General features: G+C 64.4%; 11 protein-coding genes. 7 read left to right on the forward strand and 4 right to left on the reverse strand.

Going from position 1 to position 20449, the window contains the following annotated elements:
• From AC3WLT_RS19015 to AC3WLT_RS19030, 4 genes are all read right to left on the reverse strand, one after another.
• Positions 1–2439: a type VI secretion system Vgr family protein gene (locus tag AC3WLT_RS19015; RefSeq protein ID WP_492593236.1), complete on the reverse strand. Its 2439-nt coding sequence runs from the start codon at positions 2437–2439 to the stop codon at positions 1–3.
• A 276-nt stretch (positions 2440–2715) separates the two neighbouring features.
• Positions 2716–3207: a hypothetical protein gene (locus AC3WLT_RS19020; protein ID WP_492593237.1), complete on the reverse strand. Its 492-nt coding sequence runs from the start codon at positions 3205–3207 to the stop codon at positions 2716–2718.
• A 411-nt stretch (positions 3208–3618) separates the two neighbouring features.
• Positions 3619–5952: an EAL domain-containing protein gene (locus tag AC3WLT_RS19025; protein ID WP_492593238.1), complete on the reverse strand. Its 2334-nt coding sequence runs from the start codon at positions 5950–5952 to the stop codon at positions 3619–3621.
• 248 nt (positions 5953–6200) lie between these two features.
• Complete coding sequence (locus AC3WLT_RS19030) at positions 6201–6323, reverse strand: hypothetical protein (RefSeq protein ID WP_492593239.1); 123 nt, start codon at positions 6321–6323, stop codon at positions 6201–6203.
• A gap of 497 nt (positions 6324–6820) precedes the next feature.
• On the opposite strand from AC3WLT_RS19030, the gene bcsD reads away from it, so the two are divergent.
• The 7 genes from bcsD to AC3WLT_RS19065 all read left to right on the forward strand — a co-directional run bounded on the left by bcsD (position 6821) and on the right by AC3WLT_RS19065 (position 19860).
• Positions 6821–7276: a cellulose biosynthesis protein BcsD gene (gene bcsD / locus AC3WLT_RS19035; protein ID WP_492593240.1), complete on the forward strand. Its 456-nt coding sequence runs from the start codon at positions 6821–6823 to the stop codon at positions 7274–7276.
• A 211-nt stretch (positions 7277–7487) separates the two neighbouring features.
• Positions 7488–8279 carry a cellulose biosynthesis protein BcsP gene (gene bcsP, locus AC3WLT_RS19040; RefSeq protein WP_492593241.1) on the forward strand — a complete coding sequence of 264 codons (792 nt, stop codon included), beginning with the start codon at positions 7488–7490 and terminating at the stop codon, positions 8277–8279.
• A complete protein-coding gene (bcsQ, locus tag AC3WLT_RS19045) occupies positions 8276–9064 on the forward strand; it encodes a cellulose biosynthesis protein BcsQ (RefSeq protein WP_492593242.1) in 789 nt (262 codons plus the stop codon). The genes bcsP and bcsQ overlap by 4 nt, the downstream gene beginning before the upstream one ends.
• Positions 9061–11265: a UDP-forming cellulose synthase catalytic subunit gene (gene bcsA / locus AC3WLT_RS19050; RefSeq protein WP_492593243.1), complete on the forward strand. Its 2205-nt coding sequence runs from the start codon at positions 9061–9063 to the stop codon at positions 11263–11265. The genes bcsQ and bcsA overlap by 4 nt, the downstream gene beginning before the upstream one ends.
• Before the next feature lie 3 nt (positions 11266–11268).
• A complete protein-coding gene (gene bcsB / locus AC3WLT_RS19055; RefSeq protein ID WP_492593244.1) occupies positions 11269–13860 on the forward strand; it encodes a cellulose biosynthesis cyclic di-GMP-binding regulatory protein BcsB in 2592 nt (863 codons plus the stop codon).
• A gap of 10 nt (positions 13861–13870) precedes the next feature.
• Positions 13871–15061, forward strand: a complete 1191-nt coding sequence (gene bcsZ / locus AC3WLT_RS19060; protein WP_492593245.1) for a cellulose synthase complex periplasmic endoglucanase BcsZ — start codon at positions 13871–13873, stop codon at positions 15059–15061.
• Positions 15052–19860, forward strand: a complete 4809-nt coding sequence (locus AC3WLT_RS19065; RefSeq protein WP_492593246.1) for a cellulose synthase subunit BcsC-related outer membrane protein — start codon at positions 15052–15054, stop codon at positions 19858–19860. Before bcsZ ends, AC3WLT_RS19065 begins: the two co-directional genes overlap by 10 nt.
• Positions 19861–20449 lie beyond the last annotated feature (589 nt).

Below are 20449 nucleotides of genomic sequence, written 5' to 3' on the forward strand. Positions count from 1 at the left end.
TCAGGCCCCCTTGATTTTCGAAAGCAACAGCTTGATACCCCGCGCGATATCGTTCTGCGTCAGCGACGTTTCGCCCTTATCGTTCGTGACGCCTTCCACGATGCGGCCGTCTGCCGTCTGAACCTTGTACGGACGATTTACGAGCGGGCGTCCGGTGACATGGTCACTGAGAATGAACCGCTCATCGCTCGGAGCGTCGGTCTGGTTGAACTTCGGCAGCGGCAGCGAGAGCGCGCCGGGGCCGCTCTTGTCGATATCCACGATCTTCAGGATAAGGTCTCCCGCGCCGCCGATTTCGACGTTATCGCCCTGAATCTTGATATACGCCGTACCGCCGCCGTTCAGGACAATCCCGTTCGCAGCGTTGGCGGTCAGTGTTCCCGCCACGCTGGAAAGCTGCATGTTCAGTTGCGAGACAAGCTCCATCGCATCCGCCTGCGCCTGGATCTGGACCTTTCCACGCATCGCAAGCAGGCGGATTCCCGCGCGCTGCGCGAACACGGACACGGCCTCGACCGCCGCAAGAGCAATATTCTTCAGCGCACTTACGTTAAACCCGGATGAGGTCGCAAAACTTGTGTCCTTGCCCGACGACACCATGACGCGACTGGGCGTCGCCATGCCAATGCCGCGCGGGGCTGACAGTGCAATTACAGCCTCTTTCAGGCCCGCCAGTTCATTCTTCAACCACTCGTTTTCGGCTTTCAGGTCCGCAATTTCGGCCTTTGCCATCGCGCCTGCATCGACCAGCCCCTGCGCCTGCGCCTGGGTCATGTTGAACTGGCTTGACATCGCGTCCATGTCGGTCTGCTGGCCTATCGCCTTTTCCTGCATGTCCGCCGACAGGAGCAGGCCGCCACCGGCCCTCAGGCTGCCTTTGAGGTCCGTGCGCAGTTCGTAACCGCTAACGCGCTGCTTGTTATCACGGTCCACCCCGTAGCCCATTGTGAGCTGCGTCTTGCCGTGCTCGGTCGCGAGCTTGACGTGCTCACGGCCTGCGCGGTCCTCGAGCTGGAACGTGTTGTTCGAGCGCGTGCGCAGCGTATTGCGCGTGCCCCACGGATGGCCCGCGATGACCGGGTCGGTATCCTGCGCGGTGTGCAGTACCTGACTGATGAACGGAAGGTCCGGGCAGCCCCACAGGAAGCCCACGGTCACGACCGTGCCTTCGACCAGACCGAAATGGAAACCGGTCTGTCCTGCGCCCGCGAACGGCTTCGCCAGCCGCATCGGACAGCTTTCCAGTCCAGGCGTGCGCTTATCCTGATCCGCATGAATGTGCACGATATAGGAGCCCTGCGCGTCCAGATACGGGTCCTTGTACCCACCTGGCGAGGCAATGGTGCCCGTGATGACCCCCTCGATTCTGGGCCACGTATGTTCGAGCAACGGCAACCGGTACAGCCGGTCGGATGGCATCGCGGTGAACTCGACGCGGTAAGGCTGCTTGCGCGATGCGCTGCATTTCACCCGGACAGCGACCAGCCCGTACTCAGCGTCGGGCAGTTTCCGGTTCGATAACTTGAGGATGCAGTTGGGCGCGAGGTCCAGCATGTTGCAGGTGCCGCGATACACCACCTGTGTGGCCACGGCCGCCTCGCGCCGCAGCAGCGCTTCTTCCTTCGCCTCATCCTCGCTCAGGTCGGGCGTGCCCCACGTATAAGCCTCGCCATAGGTGGTACGGTCCTCAGTGATCCGGCTGGCCCCTTCGATCGGTTCGGATATCGGACGCTCAGTGCTGAACGTGCGCACCTTGTAGCTCGTCGGCAAGGTCGTCGCGTCCATTTCAAGCGAATCGACCGATTCCGCCCCTGAGCTTTCCAGGCCGCTGTACTGGCGATAGGCCACGGTCAGGTCCGGGTCGCGGCGGTAATGGGTGAAGTCGTCACCAAACCGCACGTTTTCGCAGTGCCCGCCCTCCTCACAGACAAACCAGATACCGGAGCGGCGGCATAGCCGCGTGATGAAGGTCAGGTCGTCTTCCTGCCACTGCATCACGAATGGGCGCGGGCCATATTGACGGTACAGGTTGAACTCGAAACTTGCGTGTATCCTGTCGAAGCCGTGTTCGCGCAATATCTGCTCGATGATTTCCGGAAAACTTTTCTCAAGGAAGAACCGGCACTTCGGCGTGTTGCGCAGCAGCGCCAGGCGCGACTCCAGCACAACCTCATAGGTGGTTTCGTCGCGGCTGCTGCCGCGCTGGCTGAAGCCCGTGATGACTCCCTGTATGCGCCGTTCGGGTTCCGGCTTGAGCGTCGTGAGCGCATTGAATGGCGGCTGGATCACGAACGCCGCAGGCTTGTTCAAGTACTCGACGCGCGACAGATCAGGTTGTGGATGCGTGAACCGGATCTGATACCGGGTAGGCTCCCCGATGGCCCGCTCACCTTCGAAGGCAAAGATATCGGCCAGCCCGGCGCTGCTGGCCTGCGGCATGTCGAGATGATAGTGCCGATGCGTAAAACCTTTCTTTTGACTCAAGCCCCCTCCTGTTGCGTAACGTCACTCAACGTCTGTACTCCTTATCTTGAAATACCCACTTTGCATGAGGTATTGCTCGTTGCTGATGCGATGAGTCTTCGTCCATCAACGGCGCGTTAAGCGGATGCTACGTCAAGGTAGCGGAAACGTTCCCGTCAGGGTGTCAAAATTTGTCAAGTCATCTTAACGTGACGAGCCATCGCACCAAACATTAAGCGCCATTTAACGAAATCAGACGATCAAGCATGAGGGCTGAAGGCGCTTACCAGCCAAGCAGTTGAGCGCACGGCGTGGGCAATATGTGCGGCGTTGGGTGCCCCCGGCATCGCGCGGCGTGTACTGGATGAAACCAATTTTCCCGGACAGCGTGTCGTTCGACCTGCACGCGTGGCCAAGCATCTTGCGCGTTTTGCCGATGATGACTGGCAGGCAAGTTTGCCAATCTCGTTTGCGCGCCTGCCGGACGGTACGTTGCGGCTTGTCGATGGGTAGCACCGCCTGAATGCGATCGTTCTGCGGGACATCGCAACTCCGGTTCGTGTGCTGATTCACGATGTCCAGGACGAACAGGCGGCGCGTCGCCTCTATGCATATTTCGATGAAAAGGATTCGGTGCGCAGCCAGTCGGAAGTGCTTGACGGGATCGGACTTGGCATAGATGGCACGGTTATCGTGAGTGACATTGCGAATGGTCCTCGTGATAGCGACGCACAAGAAGGTCATACGGCGTGTCGTAGTGCTTCGCGCGTTGATCCATCGCCGGACCTTCGAGCAGGTTTTTCCTGACCGCGTGACCGCATGTAAGCGACTCGAACACCGCATGATGCGAGTTGCACGCAGTTTGCGGCAGGTAGAAAAAAGCCCCTGCAATGCAGGGGCCGGTTTGAGGAAAATTCGTGCTATCTGTTCATGCGGCAGCCTGTTCGGTGAGCGCCGCCACTGCACTCGCGCGGTCCAGCGCGCGGATGTGGTCGCGCTGCTGGATTTGATTTATAACGATATGCGCTGTTATAGGGTCCCCATGCGATGTATGCAAATCCCCCGCACAGGGGCAACGCCAATAAACCAGTAACAAAACAAGAAATTGCACCGCCGTAAGCAAACAACCATCCAGGCGCTACGCGCAAAAAAACCTCAATCACTAGCGGGCCAGGGCAACCCCACAGAAGACCAATCCAGCTCAACCCCAACAACAGACCGTTCCTTAGCAAACTGCACAGCCAAAGTAACAGCAACACAAGGCCGGCCGCTGGCCAAAGAAAGATAAGGATTGCTCGTCACAGCCACCCCGGGCAACAAAACCGCATTACGAAAATAAGGCCGATGATCCCACCTCGCATCGCGCGGATTCGCAACAGGATACAGCGAAGTCGCTTCGCTGCTCCATGCCGGCCCTCGCACCTCATGCCCGATTTGCCGCCCCGAATCATCCAGAATAAAGCAGCTGACACACCGCTCAAACGTAGCGAGAAAAGCAAACGCCTCATCCATCGCCACACCGGCTCGCAAATCGTCGGCCGCGCTATTCAAAGCCACCCGATAAGGCTCGACCTCGCTTTCGAACAATGCATGCTGGTGCGCACGCCCTTGCGCGATAACGTCGAACGCATCGTCGATCCGCCGGCGCACCGATTCCGGCGGCGCCATCTCGGCGGCCGGCCGCCCGAGCAGATATCCCTGTGCAAAATCCACATTCGACGCCACCGCGAGGATCAGCTCCTCGGTCGTCTCGACACCCTCCACCACCACCAGCATCCCCGCCTGGTGCAGCAGCGATACCAGCTTCGGCAAAATTGGCTGCTCGGTACCGGGATTCGTCGCGCGAATCAGTTCGCCGTCGAGCTTGACGAGATCCGGACGGATCCGGAACAGCCGGTCGAGATTCGATTGACCCGCGCCGAAATCGTCGACGGCGATCAGAAAACCGTGCTCCCGATACAAGGCCGCCGCCCGCGACATTTCGTCGACGCTGCCGCCGTGCGACTCGAGAATCTCGAGAATCACCCGCTCCGGTTCGAGCCCCACCGCCCGCACAATCGCCGCGAGCTGATCGGCGTAACCTTCGGCGATGAAGGTGGCCGGCAGAATGTTGAGGAACAGCCACGCACTCGCGGGCAGCGCCTCGCGCGCATTGCCCAGATGCACGGCATGACTCGCGCGATCGAGCGCGCCTTCGTCGTTGCGAGGGTTCGGCGCGAACAGCACGACCGGCGGCACCAGCGTGCCGTCGTCGTGCTCGCCGCGCAGCAACGCCTCAAAGCCCACCTGCTTCTGATGCGACAAGCTGTAAAGCGGCTGGAAGTGCGAGGTCAGGTAATAGTTGTCCCATCGCTGCCTGCGCGCCACCGCGCCGCCCTCCGTGCGCGCCGCTTCGGACATGAGTTGCAGCGCCTCGCCCGGCGGCGCGTGTTCGGCGCACACGCGGTTTCGGCCCGAGTGCTTGGCGCGCAGCAACGCCTGGTCGGCGCGGTCGAGCAGCACCATGATGTTTTCGCCGCGGCGGTGTTCGGCCACCCCGAAGCTCGCGCTCAGATAGCCGTCCGGACGCTCGAGCGCGGCAATCGCGCCGCGCAGGCGCTCGGCCAGCTCGAGCGCGCCGGCGAGGCCCTCATGCAGCAGCACCGCGAACTCCTCGCCGCCGATGCGGCTGACGCTGTCTTCCGCCGTGGTATGTTCCATCAGCGCCTGGGCGACGTGATACAGCGCATGGTCGCCGACAGCGTGGCCGAAGCGGTCGTTCAGCGATTTGAAACTGTCGATGTCGAGAAAGATCACGCTGACTCGCGCATCAGGCACCATGGTTTCGAGGCGGTGCTCGGCCTGCTTGACGAACGCGCGACGGTTTTGCAAGCCGGTCAGCGGATCGGTCGCGGCGAGTTTTGCCAACTGGCTCTCAAGCAGAAAGTGGTTGCGCCGGAACCGGTAAAAGCCGAAGTGAAACACCGCGGAAGTCGGCATGCCGATCGCCGCGATCCACATCCACGTAACGATGTCGACGTCATGCGTGCGCGGCACGCCGAGCAGCAAGGCGAGCGCCGCCGCATAGAAGAGCGTGCTGCCCACCCAGAAATGCGCCGGCGTGAGCCACAGCGGCGCCGCGCAGATCGGAATCGCCACGAGAGCGGGCAGCGCCCACAGCAACGGCTGGTCGACCCCGGAGATGTTCAGCGCGAGCCCCGCCACCAGCGACAGCGAGTACGCTACGCCGATCGCGCCGAATGCCCAGGTCGTATTCGCGCGCGGAATCGCCAGCACCAGCAGGCCGAGCACCGGTGCGCAAGCGAGCCGGTACGACAGCGGCAGCGCCGGACCGCCGACGAAGTTGCGCGCCCCCACGAAGCACAGGAATGCGACCACGGTAAACGCCATCGTTACCGTCGAAAGCGGACGCTGGTGCTCCAGCGATCGTCGATGGAAACGCTCGCGCAAGCCGGCATCGGCCTGTTGCTTCGTTGAGGTGGAAAGCATATTGATAGTGATAGTTATCAGGCTGGTTCCGGTCACTCTGCCAATGTATAACGGCAACCATCAGACAAATATTTACCCCTTCCACGTAAATAGGCATGCGGCGAGATTCGGCTCTTGCATCGCGCCCGTCGGAGAACCTCGACGCGCTGCCCCGGCAAACGTTTGCCAATCACCGGCACGCTGCACATCACCGGCACGTCAGCTGCGCCACAGCGCGGCACGCCACCTTCCATCAGAACGCCGCCCCGCTATGCCGCCATCACGCGATCGCGGCCCGACGCCCTGACCGCATATAGCGCGGCGGCGGTCGCCAGACGCAACACGCCGAACGCCTCACCGCCCAGCCGCCCGAAGACATTGCCGACCCGCATCGCCGACCCGCACGTTGCGGGTGATGAAGGCCGCGAAGCGAAAGATCGGTGCGTGTCGCACGGGCAAGATCCAGCAAGAAACGTTCAAGGACCAGTAGCCTGTTGCAGTCGCCTAAACGCAAAGTGTTGTATTTACAATGCGGCCGAGCGCTGGAAAGTTTCGCTGAAATATGCCGTTATCGCGGCCAAGACACAGGCATTTGAAACGGCGCATCCGGCGGCGAGCCGCCGGAGAAAGCAATTCACGCCGCAAAAATGCATATCGCCCATGGCTTCGATTTCATCTTGCGCGCGTCTAAGCTGACGAATGGAAAGTAGCTAAATCTTAATGTCTTAAGTAGACTGCGCCGAACTATGCCGGGACAGATTGAACGAATTCGGTAAAAAGTAACTGCGGACGCGTGCAATGCGCGCTCCCTGTCGCAACACTTTCATTGGCATGCGGCTGTCTGCGCCCGTTCTACACGGGTTGATGCAACGGCCATTTCCCGGAAAATATGGTCCCAATTCTCGACTACCTGCTGGAACGCCAAATCTCGCCGCAGTGGCGAGGCATGCTGACTGCACTGGCCCACGAGTTCGAAGCGCAGATCGGCCGCGATGAATTGCGCCAACTGATGTACCGCGTCGGCTGCCGGTTTGCGGCGGCGCATCAACTGCCAGCCTGCGAATCTACCGCCGGACTCGTGCATACGTTGAACCTGTATTGGCATGAAATGGATTGGGGCTACGTCGAACTATCCGACGAGGCCGCGTGTCTGCGCATCGTCCATTACTGCGCGCCGCTGCGGACCTTCGGCGACGCGGCGCTGGCATGGACGCCCGCGTTCCTCCAGGGCGTCTATCAGACGTGGTTGAGCGCGTTGGGCGCCCAAGGCCTGTCGGTCGCGCAGACCAGCGAGTACGGCGAGGACACCGCGATCGAATTCCGCCTCGGCCGGCATCCTGCTTGAGCGGGACGTGAAGGCATCAGGCAGGTAGCGGCAGATGACGGGCAAATAGCGGGCAAGTAGCGGGCAGGCGGCGGACAGGTACCGAGCGGGTAACAGGCAGCGGATATGACGCGCCAGACCGTTGCGCGTGAAGTAGCAGGATCAGCGTTTTTGCGCCGCGAGTAAAGGTAAGGATGAGGGTAAGGCAAGTCATGAACAAGACGGCGACACTATGAGTTCATCGAGCGACATCGAAAAACTATTCGGTCATTTCGGCGGCGACGCCGGCGCATACCAGGAAATCAGCCGCGAAAACGAAGCGCGCTCGGCGCGCACGCGTTGGCCGCTGCTGGTGACGCTGGATCTGACGCAGCCGGAGATTCCGGCGATCGGGCCGCGCCGTGGGGCCGCCGCCCAGACGTCGGCGGACGACGCGCCGCAGCAGGCCGAGGATCGTCAGGGCACGACATCCAAAGACGCCGCCTCGGTTACGCGCGCACGAGCGCCGCTGTTCACCCGGCCGCATCGGCGCGACATTCCGCCGGTCGCCGCAGTGGTGCAGCCCGCCGTGCGGCCCGCCGGTCCGCGCGGCGCCGCGCGCTTCAGCGTGCTGGAAACGAAAGACGGCGACACGGCACAGGCGGAACCTGCCGCAGCCCGGATCGATGCGGCGGCGCCCGTTGCGCCGCAAGCCGGCATTCCGGCCATACCGCCGCGAACCAGCATCCCGTCGGCGCCGGCGTCCGCACCTGCGCCGACGTGGGCGCGAGCGCCGCTTCCGGCACCCGCCCTTGCTCCCGCCGCCAAACCCGCTTCGATCCTCGGCAAGCTGTTCGCGCCTGAACCCGAGCCCGCACCGCTGCAAGCGCCGGCCGCGGCGACCGGGTCCGCGCCCTTGCTATCGGTCTTCGACCGTCTGCGCGGCGCCGCCTCTCAACCGGCCAGCGCGCCGGCCAGCGCCGCACGTCCGGCCGCGCCCGCCGCCTCCAACTCGTGGCTGGTCAACGGCCCGCGCCGCACATGAAAGTCGTTGCGGTGGTGTCCGCTAAAGGCGGGGTCGGTAAAACCACCCTCGCCGCCAATCTCGCTTCCGTGCTCGCCCATAGCGGCCGGCGTGTGATCGCACTCGATCTCGATCCGCAAAACGCGCTGCGCCTGCATTTCGGCGTGCCGCTCGACAGCGTCGACGGTTTGTCGCGCGCGACGCTGACGGGCGATCCGTGGCATTCCGTGATGTTCGACGGCGTCGACGGCGTGACCGTGCTGCCCTACGGCGCGGTGCTCGAAGACGACCGCCGCCGCTTCGAGGCGTATATCGACCAGGAACCGCGATGGCTCGCGCACGCGTTGCAAGCGCTGCGGCTCGACGCGTCCGACGTCGTCATCATCGACACGCCGCCGGGTTCGTCCGCGTATGCGCGCGCCGCGTTGTGCTCGGCCACCTTCGCGCTGAACGCGGTGCTCGCCGACGCCGCCTCTTACGCGGCGATCCCGCAAATGGAACGGATGATCGAGGCGTATGCCGCGCCGCGCGCCGAGTTCGGCGGCGTTGGCTACGTGGTCAATCAGATCGACCAGTCGCGCCAGTTGACCAAAGACGTCCTCAAGGTCCTGCGCCAGATGCTCGGCGGCAAGCTGTTCCCCGGCGTGATCCATCTGGACGAAGGCGTGAGCGAGGCGCTCGCCTGCGACACCACGCTGATCCACTACGATCCGCTCAGCCAGGCCGCCGCCGATTTCCGCGCGTGCGGCAACTGGCTGATGGCGGCCGTCGATGCGATCGCTGTCTCGCCGAGGAACGTCGCATGAGCACGCCGAGCGCACCGCGCGCCGACACGGCCGAGCCGCCGCGATTCGAACGCTTCGTCGACGCGCGCTTCTGGAACAGCAGGATCGTGACCGGCATCGTCACGCTGTTCGCACTGGTGACGCTGTACTTCGTGTTCACCGTACCGCTCGCGTTCTATGAGCAGTTGATGTTCGCGACCTGCTGCTTCGTCTGCGCGCTGCTGTTTCGCCGCCTGCCGGGCCGGTACGCGACGATGGTGATGATCATGCTGTCGGTGGTGACATCCGGCCGCTATATATACTGGCGCCTGACCTCGACCACCTACTGGGAACATCCGCTCGACGCCGCATGGGGTTTGCTGCTGGTGTCGGCGGAGGTGTATTCGACCATCGTGCTGCTGCTCGGCTACTTCCAGACCGCGTGGCCGCTCAAGCGTGCGCCGCTGCCGCTGCCCGCTTCACGCGACGCCTGGCCGACCGTCGACGTGTTCATTCCGACCTACAACGAACCGCTCGCGGTGGTGAAGCCGACCATCTTCGCCGCGCTCGCGCTCGACTATCCGGCCGACAGGATCTCGATCCACGTGCTCGACGACGGCCGCCGCCCCGAGTTCAAGGCGTTCTGCGAGGAAGTCGGCGTCAACTGGACGATCCGCACGCACAACCGCCACGCGAAAGCCGGCAATATCAACGAAGCGTTGAAAATCACCAGCGGCGAGTACCTCGCGATCTTCGACTGCGATCACATTCCGACTCGCTCGTTCCTGCAGATCGGCCTCGGCTGGTTCCTGCGCGACAAGCTGCTGTCGATGCTGCAAACGCCGCACCACTTCTTTTCCGCCGATCCGTTCGAGCGCAATCTCGGCACCTTCCGCAAGGTGCCGAACGAAGGCGAACTGTTCTACGGTCTCGTGCAGGACGGCAACGATCTGTGGAACGCCACTTTCTTCTGCGGTTCGTGCGCGTTGCTGCGCCGGACCATGGTGGAAGAAATCGGCGGCATCGCGGTCGAGACCGTCACCGAAGACGCGCACACCGCATTGAAGCTGCACCGTCTCGGCTACACCACCGCGTATCTGGCGATTCCGCAAGCGGCGGGGCTCGCGACCGAAAGCCTGTCGGGCCACATCGGCCAGCGGATTCGCTGGGCGCGCGGCATGACGCAGATCTTCCGGATCGACAATCCGCTGACCGGCAAGGGTTTGAAAATCGGCCAGCGGCTCTGTTATCTGAACGCGATGATGCACTTCTTCTACGGCATCCCGCGTCTGGTGTTCCTTACCGCGCCGCTGTCGTATCTGTTCTTCGGCGCGCACGTGATCGAAGCCGCCGCCAGTACGATCGCGATCTACGCGCTGCCGCACATGATGCACGCGAGCATCACCAACTCGCGGATGCAGCGCGCGTTCCGCCATTCGTTCTGGGCCGAAGTGTACGAGTCGGTGCTGGCCTCGTACATCACCGCGCCGACTTTGCTCGCGCTGATCAACCCGAAGCTCGGCAAGTTCAACGTAACGGCCAAGGGCGGCCAGATCGAGAAGAACTACTTCGACTGGGCGATCTCGCGGCCGTATCTGTTCCTGCTGTTGCTCAACCTGATCGGCTTTTGCGTCGGCATCGCGCACATCTATCTGAACTGGAATGTGCACAGCGTGGTGCAGACCACCCTGCTGAACCTCGGCTGGACCACCTACAACATGCTGATCCTCGGTGCGAGCGTGGCCGCCGCAAGCGAGCGCCGGCAGATTCGCGCGGTGCACCGCGTGGCGATGCAAATGCCGGTGATGCTGAAGTTTTCGACCGGCCGCACGCTCGCCTGCGAAACCATCGACTACTCGGAAGGCGGCGTCGGCGTGGCGCTGCCCGGCAACATCGAAGTGCCGATGCACGAACGCGTGAGCGTGTCGCTGTTTCGCGGCGACGAGGAATATGCGTTCCCCGCCACCGTCGGTTTCGCCGCGCCGGGCCGCGTCGGCCTGCGCTTTTCCGCACTGACGCGCCAACAGGAATACGAGTTCGTCAAGACCACGTTCGCCCGCGCCGATGCATGGACCGGCTGGGCCGAAGGACGTCAGCAGGACACGCCGCTGCGCGGTCTGTCGCATGTGCTGACGGTCGGCGTGCGCGGCATTCTGGGCCTGTTCGAACATCTTTATGCCGACCTTCGAAGCTCGATGAAAAGCCGTCCAGTGGACGTCAAGAAGCTAAAAACCAAAGATTGATCTATGGGCAACCGGATGGCGAAGGGAAACCTCGAACGCTCGAACCACGAGCGCAGTGGGATGAAATCGGAAACGCGTCGGTCTGGACACATCCGCTCGCAACGACTGATGCGCGGCCTTGCATGCTGGCTCGCCCTGCAAACCGCGTTGACGGCGCCGCTGGCGTCGGCGGCTGAAGCCGCTGCGGCGGCGTCGAGCCGCGCAGGCACAGACACAGGCACGGAAACAGGCACGGAAACAGGCACCGCAGGCGCTGCGGCGCCGGCCGCTCATACCGGCGCCGCAATGGTCGCCACCGGGGTCGGCAACGTGCGCGCGCCGGGCCCCGCCGTGTTGTTCGATCCGAACACGATCGCGCAAGCGCCATTGGCGACGCCCACGCCGGCGCTCGCCGCGTCGTCGGTGAAAGCGCTGGGCATCAGGACGCCGACCACCGCCGAGCCGGGCACGCTGGTGCCGGGCGGCCGCCGTCAGACGCTCACCTTGGCCGACCTCGGCGCGCTCGATCCGCTGCAGCTGCGCGGCACCGACGGCCAGAACGGCGTCGCGTTTTCCGTGCGCGGCGACGAAGTGGCGACCGGTGCGGTCCTGCATCTGATCTATAGCTATTCGCCCGCGCTGCTCCCGAATATCTCGCAGCTGAAAGTGCTGCTGAACGGCGAAGTCGCCGCGACCCTGCCGGTGCCGCACGAACAGGCCGGCATGCTGGTGGCGCGCGACGTCTCGATCGATCCGCGCTTCATCACCGAATTCAACCACCTGAACGTGCAGTTGATCGGCCATTACACGCAACGCTGCGAAGACCCGGCGAATTCGTCGCTGTGGGCCACCGTCAGCAATGCGAGTTCGCTCGAGCTGACCTATGCGTCGCTCGCCAGCAAGCCTGACCTCGCGGCGCTGCCGCAGCCGTTCTTCGACCGCCGTGACGTGCGGCGCCTGGAGTTGCCGTTCGTGTTTCCGCAACGGCCCGGCGCGGCCACGCTCGAAGCGGGCGGCATCGTTGCTTCGTGGTTCGGCGCGCTCGCCGGCTACCGCGGCGCGGTGTTTCCGGCGCAACTGGATGACGCGCCGCTCTCCGGCAACGCGGTGGTATTCGCGACATCCGATCAACGCCCCGCAGGCGTGACGATTCCGGCGATCTCCGGGCCGACTATCACCGTGGTGGATCGCGAGGCGCCGGCGCGCGGCAAGCTGCTGCTCGTACTCGGCCGCACCGAGGCCGAGCTGAAAACCGCCGCCAGGGCGCTCGGCATCGGCCAGAACACGCTGACCGGTCCGAGCGCGACGATCACGCAATTGACCGAGCTCGCGCCGCGCGTGCCGTACGACGCGCCGAACTGGCTGCCGACCCATCGCCCGGTGCGTTTCGGCGAACTCGCCGACGCGCGCGATCTGACCGTCTCAGGCTACGACGCCGACGCCGTGCGCGTGAATCTGCGCGTGCCGCCCGATCTGTTCATGTGGCACACCAAAGGCGCGCCGATCGATCTGCGCTACCGCTACACGGTGCGCCCACTGCGGGACCGTTCGTCGCTGAATGTCAGCGTCAACAACGGCTTCGTGCAGGCGCTGCCGATTCCGGCGGAGTCGGCCTCGGTGTTCGAACTGAGCCATTACTTCGCCAGCGTGTTGCCCGACGGGACCGCCGAAGCGCGCCACACCGTCCATATCCCGCCGCTGCTGCTGACGCCGCGCGCGCAGGTGCGCCTGCATTTCTTCTACGACATTCCGAATACCGGCGAATGCCACGGCCGCCTGCTGGAAAACGTGGTCGGCGCGATCGATCCGAATTCGACCATCGACCTGTCGTCGTTCCCGCACTACATGGCCCTGCCCGATCTGGCCGCGTTCGCCAACAGCGGCTTCCCGTTCACGCGGATGGCCGACCTCTCCGAAACCGCGGTGATCCTGCCGAACGACGCCACGTCGAGCGACTACAGCCTGTACCTGCTGGCGATGGGCCGGATGGGCGCATCGACCGGCTATCCGGTGACCGGCGTGAGCGTCGGCACCTCGAACGACGTCGACAGGTTCGCCAGCAAGGACCTGCTGATTCTCGGCGCGCCCGGCCGTCAGCCGCTGCTGCAACGCTGGGCCAAGTCGATGCCGTTCTCGAGCGACGGCAATGCGCGCACTTTCCAGCTGTCCGATATCGCCTTCAAGCTCGAAGACTGGTGGCATGGCGAACGCGGCGTCGAACGCTCGCCGGCGCGCGCCGATCTGACGCTGGTGAGTTCGAACGGCGACGCGCTCCTGACCGGCTTCGAGTCGCCGTTACAGAAGAACCGCAGCGCCGTCGCGCTGGTGAGCGCGGCCGGCCAGTCGGACGCCGATCTCTCCGCCGCCCTGCTCGACGCCGATGTGCTGCCGCAGATTCAAGGCGCCATGGCCGTGATTCACGGCCGCACCGTGACGATCACGTCGAATGGCGAGGCGTACTACGTGGGCCGCCTGTCGCCGCAGGAGTATCTGCGCTGGGCGCTGTCGTCGCATCCGCTGCTGCTGATGCTGGGCGGCGTGCTCGCCGCGCTGATCATCGCGGGCCTGTTCTACCGGACGCTGCGCTCGATCGCCGCGCGCCGCTTAAGGAACTAATAGGACTGAAATGCAGGTTCGAATCAATCAGACATGGGTGGCGCTGACGGTGGGCCTCGGCCTCGGCCTTGCTGCGTCCACAGGTTTCGCCAGCGTCGTGAAGGTCGCGCAGACCACGGCGGCGCCCGGCGCATGCGGCGACTGGAGCGCGTACCGCACTTTCGTCGAACGTTTCGTGCAGGCCGATGGCCGCGTGATCGATTACTCGACGCCGGCTCAGCAGACCACGTCGGAAGGCCAGTCGTACGCGATGTTCTTCGCGCTGGTCGCGAACGACCGCGCCACCTTCGACCGATTGCTGAACTGGACCCGCACCAATCTCGCGGGCAATCAGTTCGACGTGCAGAACGTACGGCTGCCGTCGTGGCAATGGGGTAAGAAGCCGGACGGCTCGTACGGCGTGCTCGATCCGAATTCCGCGTCCGACTCCGACCTGTGGATCGCCTACGACCTGCTGCAAGCCGGCCGCCTGTGGCGCGAAGCCGGTTATACGCAACTCGGTCAGGCGCTGGCCGCGCAGATCGCGCGCCAGGAAATGACGCAACTGCCTGGCGTCGGCCCGATGCTGTTGCCCGGGCCGCAAGGCTTCAAAAACGGCGACGTGACACGTTTGAATCCGAGCTACCTGCCGCTGCCGGTGCTGCGCGCGCTGGCCCGGGAAGTGCCGAACGGCCCGTGGAGCAAACTCGCGGACAGCGCGTACAGGTTCATCAGGACCACCTCGCCGCAAGGCTTCGCGCCCGACTGGGCGGCGTGGCAAAACGGCCAGTTCGTGGTCGATCCGAAGAACGGCGACACCGGCAGCTACGACGCGATCCGCGTCTATCTGTGGGCCGGTCTCGCGTCGCCCGCCGATCCGCTCGCGAAACCCTGGCTAGCGGCACTCGGCGGCATGCGCGCGAAGATCGGGCAAACCGGCATTCCGCCCGAGAAGGTTTCGTCGACCACCGGCACGGCGAGCGGCGAAGGACCGTTGAGCTACTGGGGCGCGCTCGCGCCGTACTTCAAGGCGCTCGGCGACGAGCACGGCCTCGGTCTCGCGCGCACCCATCTGGCCGCGTTCGACGCCAATGTGCCGGGCCGCGACCCGGTCTATTACGATCGTGTGCTGGGCTTGTTCGGCACCGGATTCATCGACGGCCGCTATCGTTTCGACGAAGCCGGCCGTCTCGTGCCGAGTTGGAGAAATGCATGCGATTGAGCGCCCTCGCGTTGTCATTGCGCTTCGCGCTGAGCCTCACGGCCGTCTGCTATGCGGCGACGGCCTCGCCTGACGCGTTCGCGCAGGCATCGAAAGATCCGTTGAACGTGCTGATCGATCAGGGCAAATACTGGCAATCGCATCAGCGCGGCGACCTCGCCGAGCAGGCGTGGCTGAAAGTGCTGCGCATCGATCCGAAGCAGCCTGATGCGCTCTTCGGCATGGGCATGGTGCTCGCCGACCGCAAGGACGGCGCCGGCGCGCAGCAGTATCTGGCACGTCTGAAAGCGGTCGCGCCGAACTATCCGAATCTGGACGAACTGGGCCGGCGCCTCGGCGAATCGAGCCTGCGCGACCAGACTGTCAACGATGCGCGGCGGCTCGCGCAAAGCGGCCAGAGTGCGGGCGCGGTGCAGGAATATCAGCGCGCGTTGAGCGGCAAACCGGCCACGCCCGCACTTCAGCTCGAGTACTACCAGGCGCTCTCGGCCACGCCGCAAGGCTGGGATCAGGCCCGCCGCGGTCTCGAACAGCTGGCGCGCGACAATCCCGACGACCCGCGTTACGCGCTCGCCTTTGCGCAGCATCTGACCTATCGCGACGTCACGCGCCGCGACGGCATCGCGCGGCTGCAAAAGCTCACCACCGACAGCACGGTCGGCGCGGCGGCGAAGAAAAGCTGGCGCCAGGCGCTGCTGTGGCTCGACGCGCGGCCGTCCGACGCCGCGCTGTATCAGGCGTATCTGCAAGTCGCGAGCGACGACGCCGCGGTCAAGGCGCGCTTCGATTCGATGGTCCAGCAGGACAAGGCGGCACACGAGCGCGCACAGGAAAACGCCTCCGTCGATGCGCGCGGGCGCATCATCGCCGACGGTTTCGCCGCGCTCGATCGCGGCGACCTCGGCACGGCGGGCGCGAAGTTTTCGTCGCTGCTGGCGAACCGCCCGAACGATCCCGACGCGCTCGGCGGCATGGGCATCGCCGCGTTGAAGCAGGAACACTTCGCCGAGGCCCGCAACTATCTGGAGCGCGCGTCGCGCAGCGGCAATCCGGCGCGCTGGAAAACCGCACTCGATAGCGCGACCTACTGGACCTATACGAGCGACGCGATCGGCGCGCGCAGCAACGGCGAGTTCGCGAAGGCGAAGTCGCTGTTCGAACGCGCGATCGCAATGAATCCGTCCGACGTCACCGCGCAGGTGCTGCTCGGCGAAATGCTGCTCGCGAACCATGATCCCGCCGGCGCGGAGCAGGCGTACCGGATGGCGTTACGCCGCCAGGCCGACAATCCCGACGCGATTCGCGGCCTCGTCGGCGCGCTCGCCGCCCAGGGGCGGGGCGACGAAGCGCTGCAATTCGCCAATCAGTTGAACGCGGCACAGCAGTCGAAGGCCGGCGGCATCAGCCGTCTGCGCGGCGAAGCGCAGGCCGCGCAGGCGCGCGCCGCCGAAGCGCGCGGCGATCTGGGCGCGGCGCGCAGCCTGTTCGAAGACGCGCTGCTGAATACGCCCGACGATCCCTGGCTGCGTCTGGACCTCGCGCGCATCTACGTGCGCCAGGGCGCGGTCGCGAACGCGCGCAGCATGATGGACGGCTTGCTCGCCGCGCATCCGGACATGACCGATGCGCTGTATGCGAGCGCGCTGCTGTCGGCGGAAACGCAGGACTGGGCAGCGGGTCTCGCACAACTCGAACGGATTCCGGCCGCGCAGCGCACCGACGCGATGACCGCCTTGCAACACCGTTTGTGGGTGCGTCAGCAGGCCGACATCGCCACGCGGATGGCGCGCAGCGGTCAGCGCCAGCAGGCGCTCGCGACGCTGTATGCCGCCGAACCGGTCGCCGGCAACAGCCCCGAACTGATCGGCGTGCTCGCCACCGGCTATCAGCGGGCGGGCGACCCGAACCGCGCGTTGAGCCTCGTGCGCGGCGCGATGAACGCCGCGCCCGGCAACCCGGATTTGCTGCTGCAATACGCCGGCATATTGTCCGCCACGCGGCAGGACGCCGAACTCGGCATGGTGATGCGCCGGCTCGCGTCGATGCAACTGACGCCGCAGCAACGCACGGATTTCGGCAATCTGAATCTGGGGATCGTCATCAAGCAATGCGATGCGGTGCGTCAGCGCGGCGATCTCGCCAGCGCTTACGACGTGATCGCGCCGTGGCTCGCGGCGATGCCCGACAATGCCGATCTGCAAGCCGCGCTGGGCCGCCTGTATTCGAGCGCCGGCGACGACCGCAATGCGCTCGCGAGCTATCGCGTCGCGCTCCAGCGCCGGCCCGACGACCTGAATCTGCTCCAAGCGACGATCCCCGCCGCGGTCGGCGCGAAACAGTTCAGCTACGCCGAATCGCTCGCGAATCAGGCTCTCGCTGCCGCGCCCGGCGATCCGGGCGTGCTGGCTACGGTCGGCCGTATGTATCGCGCGGAAGGCAAGCTGTCGCTCGCGTCGACTTATTTGCAACGAGCGCTGGTCGCCGCCAATACGCCGCTGATGAGCAACGCCGGGCGCACTGGCGCCAACGCGCCGGGCAACGTGCCGCGCGGGTGGGAAGCCGCAACGGCACGGATCGGCGCGACGCCGCTGCCGGGCACCAATCCGTTCGAAGGCAAAACCGCCACCCTCACGCCAACCGATGCCGACAACGCCGCGCTAGCGGGCGGCGGCTTCAATGCCGCGCGTGCTTCGCTCCCGTATTCGCAGTCCTCCTTGCCGACACAGACCGTGCCGAACTATCCGCCGCCCTCGCAGCCCGCGCCTTATGTGGCGCCGTATGTGGCGCCGTCCGCGGCGCCCGCGCAGCCGTATGCGCCGAATGCCGCGCCCACCGCCGTTCCTTATGACGCGCCCCGTCCGGGCGTCGACTCGGGCGGCTACGGCCAGGAGACCTACGGGTCGAGCCAGTCGGGTGCGCCGTTGCAGCCTTATCCGGGCCAGGGCCAGGTGCAGACGCAAACGCCAATGCAGCCGATGCAGCCGATGCAGCAGCAGTACAACGCGGCTTATCCTCAGCAGGCCGCGGCGCCGTATCCGCAGCAGGCGCCGTATGGCGCGCCGGACGGCTACACGGCGACGCCCTGGCCGATGTCGCCGGCCGCGCGCGAAGCGCAGGCCAACGCCGGGGCGATGCAACAGCCGCGCTATACCGGCTCGACGGCGAGCACCAATCGTTCGACCAGCAGGAAGCCAAGCGCGTCGAACAAGAACCGTAATGGGCAGACTTACGCGCAAGCGCCGTATGGGCAACAACAGGCCTACGCGCAGCAGCAACAGCCGTACTACGGTCAGCAGGCTTATCCGCAGCAGCAGGCCTATGGGCAGCAACCTTATCAGCCGTACCCGCAACAGCAGCAGGCCTACGGGCAGCAGCCCTATCAGCCGTACCCGCAACAGCAGCAGCCGTATCCCAATCAGGGCTACTACGCTCAGCAACAGCCATACATTCCACAACCGCCGACCGGTTACGCGCAACCGTATTACCCGCCGCAGCCCGGCATAAACGGCAACAGCAACGGCAGCAACTACGCGTCGTCGAATGCGGGGAACGCGCGCGCAGCGAATACGCAAACGCTCGGCGTCGCCGAAGAACTGGCGCAGATCAATCGCGAGCAGGCGAGCACGGTGTCGGGCGGGATCGTGTTCCGCAACCGCAGCGGTGAAGACGGGCTGTCGACGCTCACCGACATCGAAGCACCGGTCCAGGGGCGTATCAAGGCGGGCAACGGTCATATTGTCGTGACGGCGACGCCGGTGACGCTCGATGCCGGTACGGCCGCGGGCAACGTCTCGACGCTCGCGCGTTTCGGCGCGGGATTGTCCAATAGCACGTCCGAATCGGCGGCGGTCGCTGGAACGAACAACTACGGCAGCCAGACCGCGAGCGGCGTGGGCCTGTCGCTCGGCTATGAAAGCCGCAATATCAGCGGCGACGTCGGCGTGACGCCGCTCGGCTTTCGCGAACAGAACGTGGTGGGCGGCGCGCAGTACAACGGCGGCATCACCGACAAGGTGTCGTATTCGCTGGCCGTCGCACGCCGCGCGGTCACCGACAGTTTGCTGTCCTATGCCGGCGCGCGCGACGCGGCCTCCGGTCTCGAATGGGGCGGCGTGACTTCCTACGGCGGCCGCGGCAGCCTTTCATGGGACGACGGCACGAGCGGCCTGTACACGAACGCCTCCTACCAGGTGTTCACGGGTCACAACGTGCCGACCAACAACGCCGTCAAAGGCGGCGGCGGCATCTACACGCGCGTGCTGAAGGACGCCGATCAGACGTTCACCGTCGGACTGAATACGACGCTGATGCGTTACAACAAGAATCTGTCGTACTTCACGTATGGTCAGGGCGGCTATTTCAGCCCGCAAGAGTATGTGATCCTGAATCTGCCGGTCGAATGGACCGGCCGCAACGGCGCGTTCACCTACGACCTGAAAGGCTCGATCGGCGTGCAGCACTATCGTCAGGACGCGTCGAATTACTTCCCGCTCAACGACAAATCCAGCCGCCAAACCGATGCCGCGGCGAATGCAAAATTTATCGGCACCGGTGTCGAGACCGACGCGGTCTATCCTGGCCAGAGCAAGACCGGCCTGTCGTATTCGCTGAACGCCGTGGGCGAATATCAGCTGGCGCCGCAGCTTGCGTTCGGCGCGACGGCTTCGCTCGGCAATGCATATGAATATCGCGAGTGGCTCGCCGCGGTGTATGTGCGCTACAGCTTCAGCAAGCAAACCGGCTTGCAGCCGTTCCCGCCGACGCCGCTTGCCTCGCCGTATTTGTCGCTGTCGAATTGATTTGATGTTTGCAGCGTGGCTGATGGGCTGTTCGGTTGCCCACCGCCCACTGCATGGACGCCGTACGGGGTCTTTTGAGTTATCCCCAGTTTTTTTATAGCGAGCCTGCGACATTTGGGTCAAAGGAATGATTTCCTTGCGGCGAACTATGAGCTACTGGCGCTTATAGGGACGGCCGATGCATCAAGTTGTCACGGTCATAGTGAGATGCCGTCGATCAAGAAGCGATCGGTCCATCGGCAGCAACCGGCCATCCCCGGACGTTAGCTAGCCCGGAAACGGGGTCACTCGAACGGTCACTCCGAACTTGAAAACGGCCGTCAACCGTCTTATGGAAACGTTTGCTGAGCGTCAGGGGCTTAGGAAGCGACGGCGTGAAGATCTGGCGGACTGTGATGCACGCATCCGGCGTGTATGTCACAAACGTGCATTGCGACAAGTTTCAGTAATGGCCCGTCGGCTTCGTCTTTCAGATACTAGGCAAATCGCTCTTTTTCAGAGCTTCACTTTGAGCTTCAGATTGCATCGCCCGAAGAAGCAGTCGCGTCTGCTAGGTGTCTTACCCACTCGACGGTTTGAGCGATACGGC

It is taken from the genome of Paraburkholderia sp. FW306-2-2C-D06C (genome assembly GCF_058781505.1).

Excerpts from the sequence above, each read along its gene's own strand:
- AC3WLT_RS19015 (WP_492593236.1), bottom strand. The coding sequence starts at position 2,439 with ATGCCGCAGGCCAGCAGCGCCGGGCTGGCCGATATCTTTGCCTTCGAA.
- AC3WLT_RS19020 (WP_492593237.1), bottom strand. The coding sequence starts at position 3,207 with ATGACCTTCTTGTGCGTCGCTATCACGAGGACCATTCGCAATGTCACT.
- AC3WLT_RS19025 (WP_492593238.1), bottom strand. The coding sequence starts at position 5,952 with ATGCTTTCCACCTCAACGAAGCAACAGGCCGATGCCGGCTTGCGCGAG.
- AC3WLT_RS19030 (WP_492593239.1), bottom strand. The coding sequence starts at position 6,323 with ATGCGGGTCGGCAATGTCTTCGGGCGGCTGGGCGGTGAGGCGTTCGGC.
- bcsD (WP_492593240.1), top strand. The coding sequence starts at position 6,821 with ATGGTCCCAATTCTCGACTACCTGCTGGAACGCCAAATCTCGCCGCAG.
- bcsP (WP_492593241.1), top strand. The coding sequence starts at position 7,488 with ATGAGTTCATCGAGCGACATCGAAAAACTATTCGGTCATTTCGGCGGC.
- bcsQ (WP_492593242.1), top strand. The coding sequence starts at position 8,276 with ATGAAAGTCGTTGCGGTGGTGTCCGCTAAAGGCGGGGTCGGTAAAACC.
- bcsA (WP_492593243.1), top strand. The coding sequence starts at position 9,061 with ATGAGCACGCCGAGCGCACCGCGCGCCGACACGGCCGAGCCGCCGCGA.
- bcsB (WP_492593244.1), top strand. The coding sequence starts at position 11,269 with ATGGGCAACCGGATGGCGAAGGGAAACCTCGAACGCTCGAACCACGAG.
- bcsZ (WP_492593245.1), top strand. The coding sequence starts at position 13,871 with ATGCAGGTTCGAATCAATCAGACATGGGTGGCGCTGACGGTGGGCCTC.
- AC3WLT_RS19065 (WP_492593246.1), top strand. The coding sequence starts at position 15,052 with ATGCGATTGAGCGCCCTCGCGTTGTCATTGCGCTTCGCGCTGAGCCTC.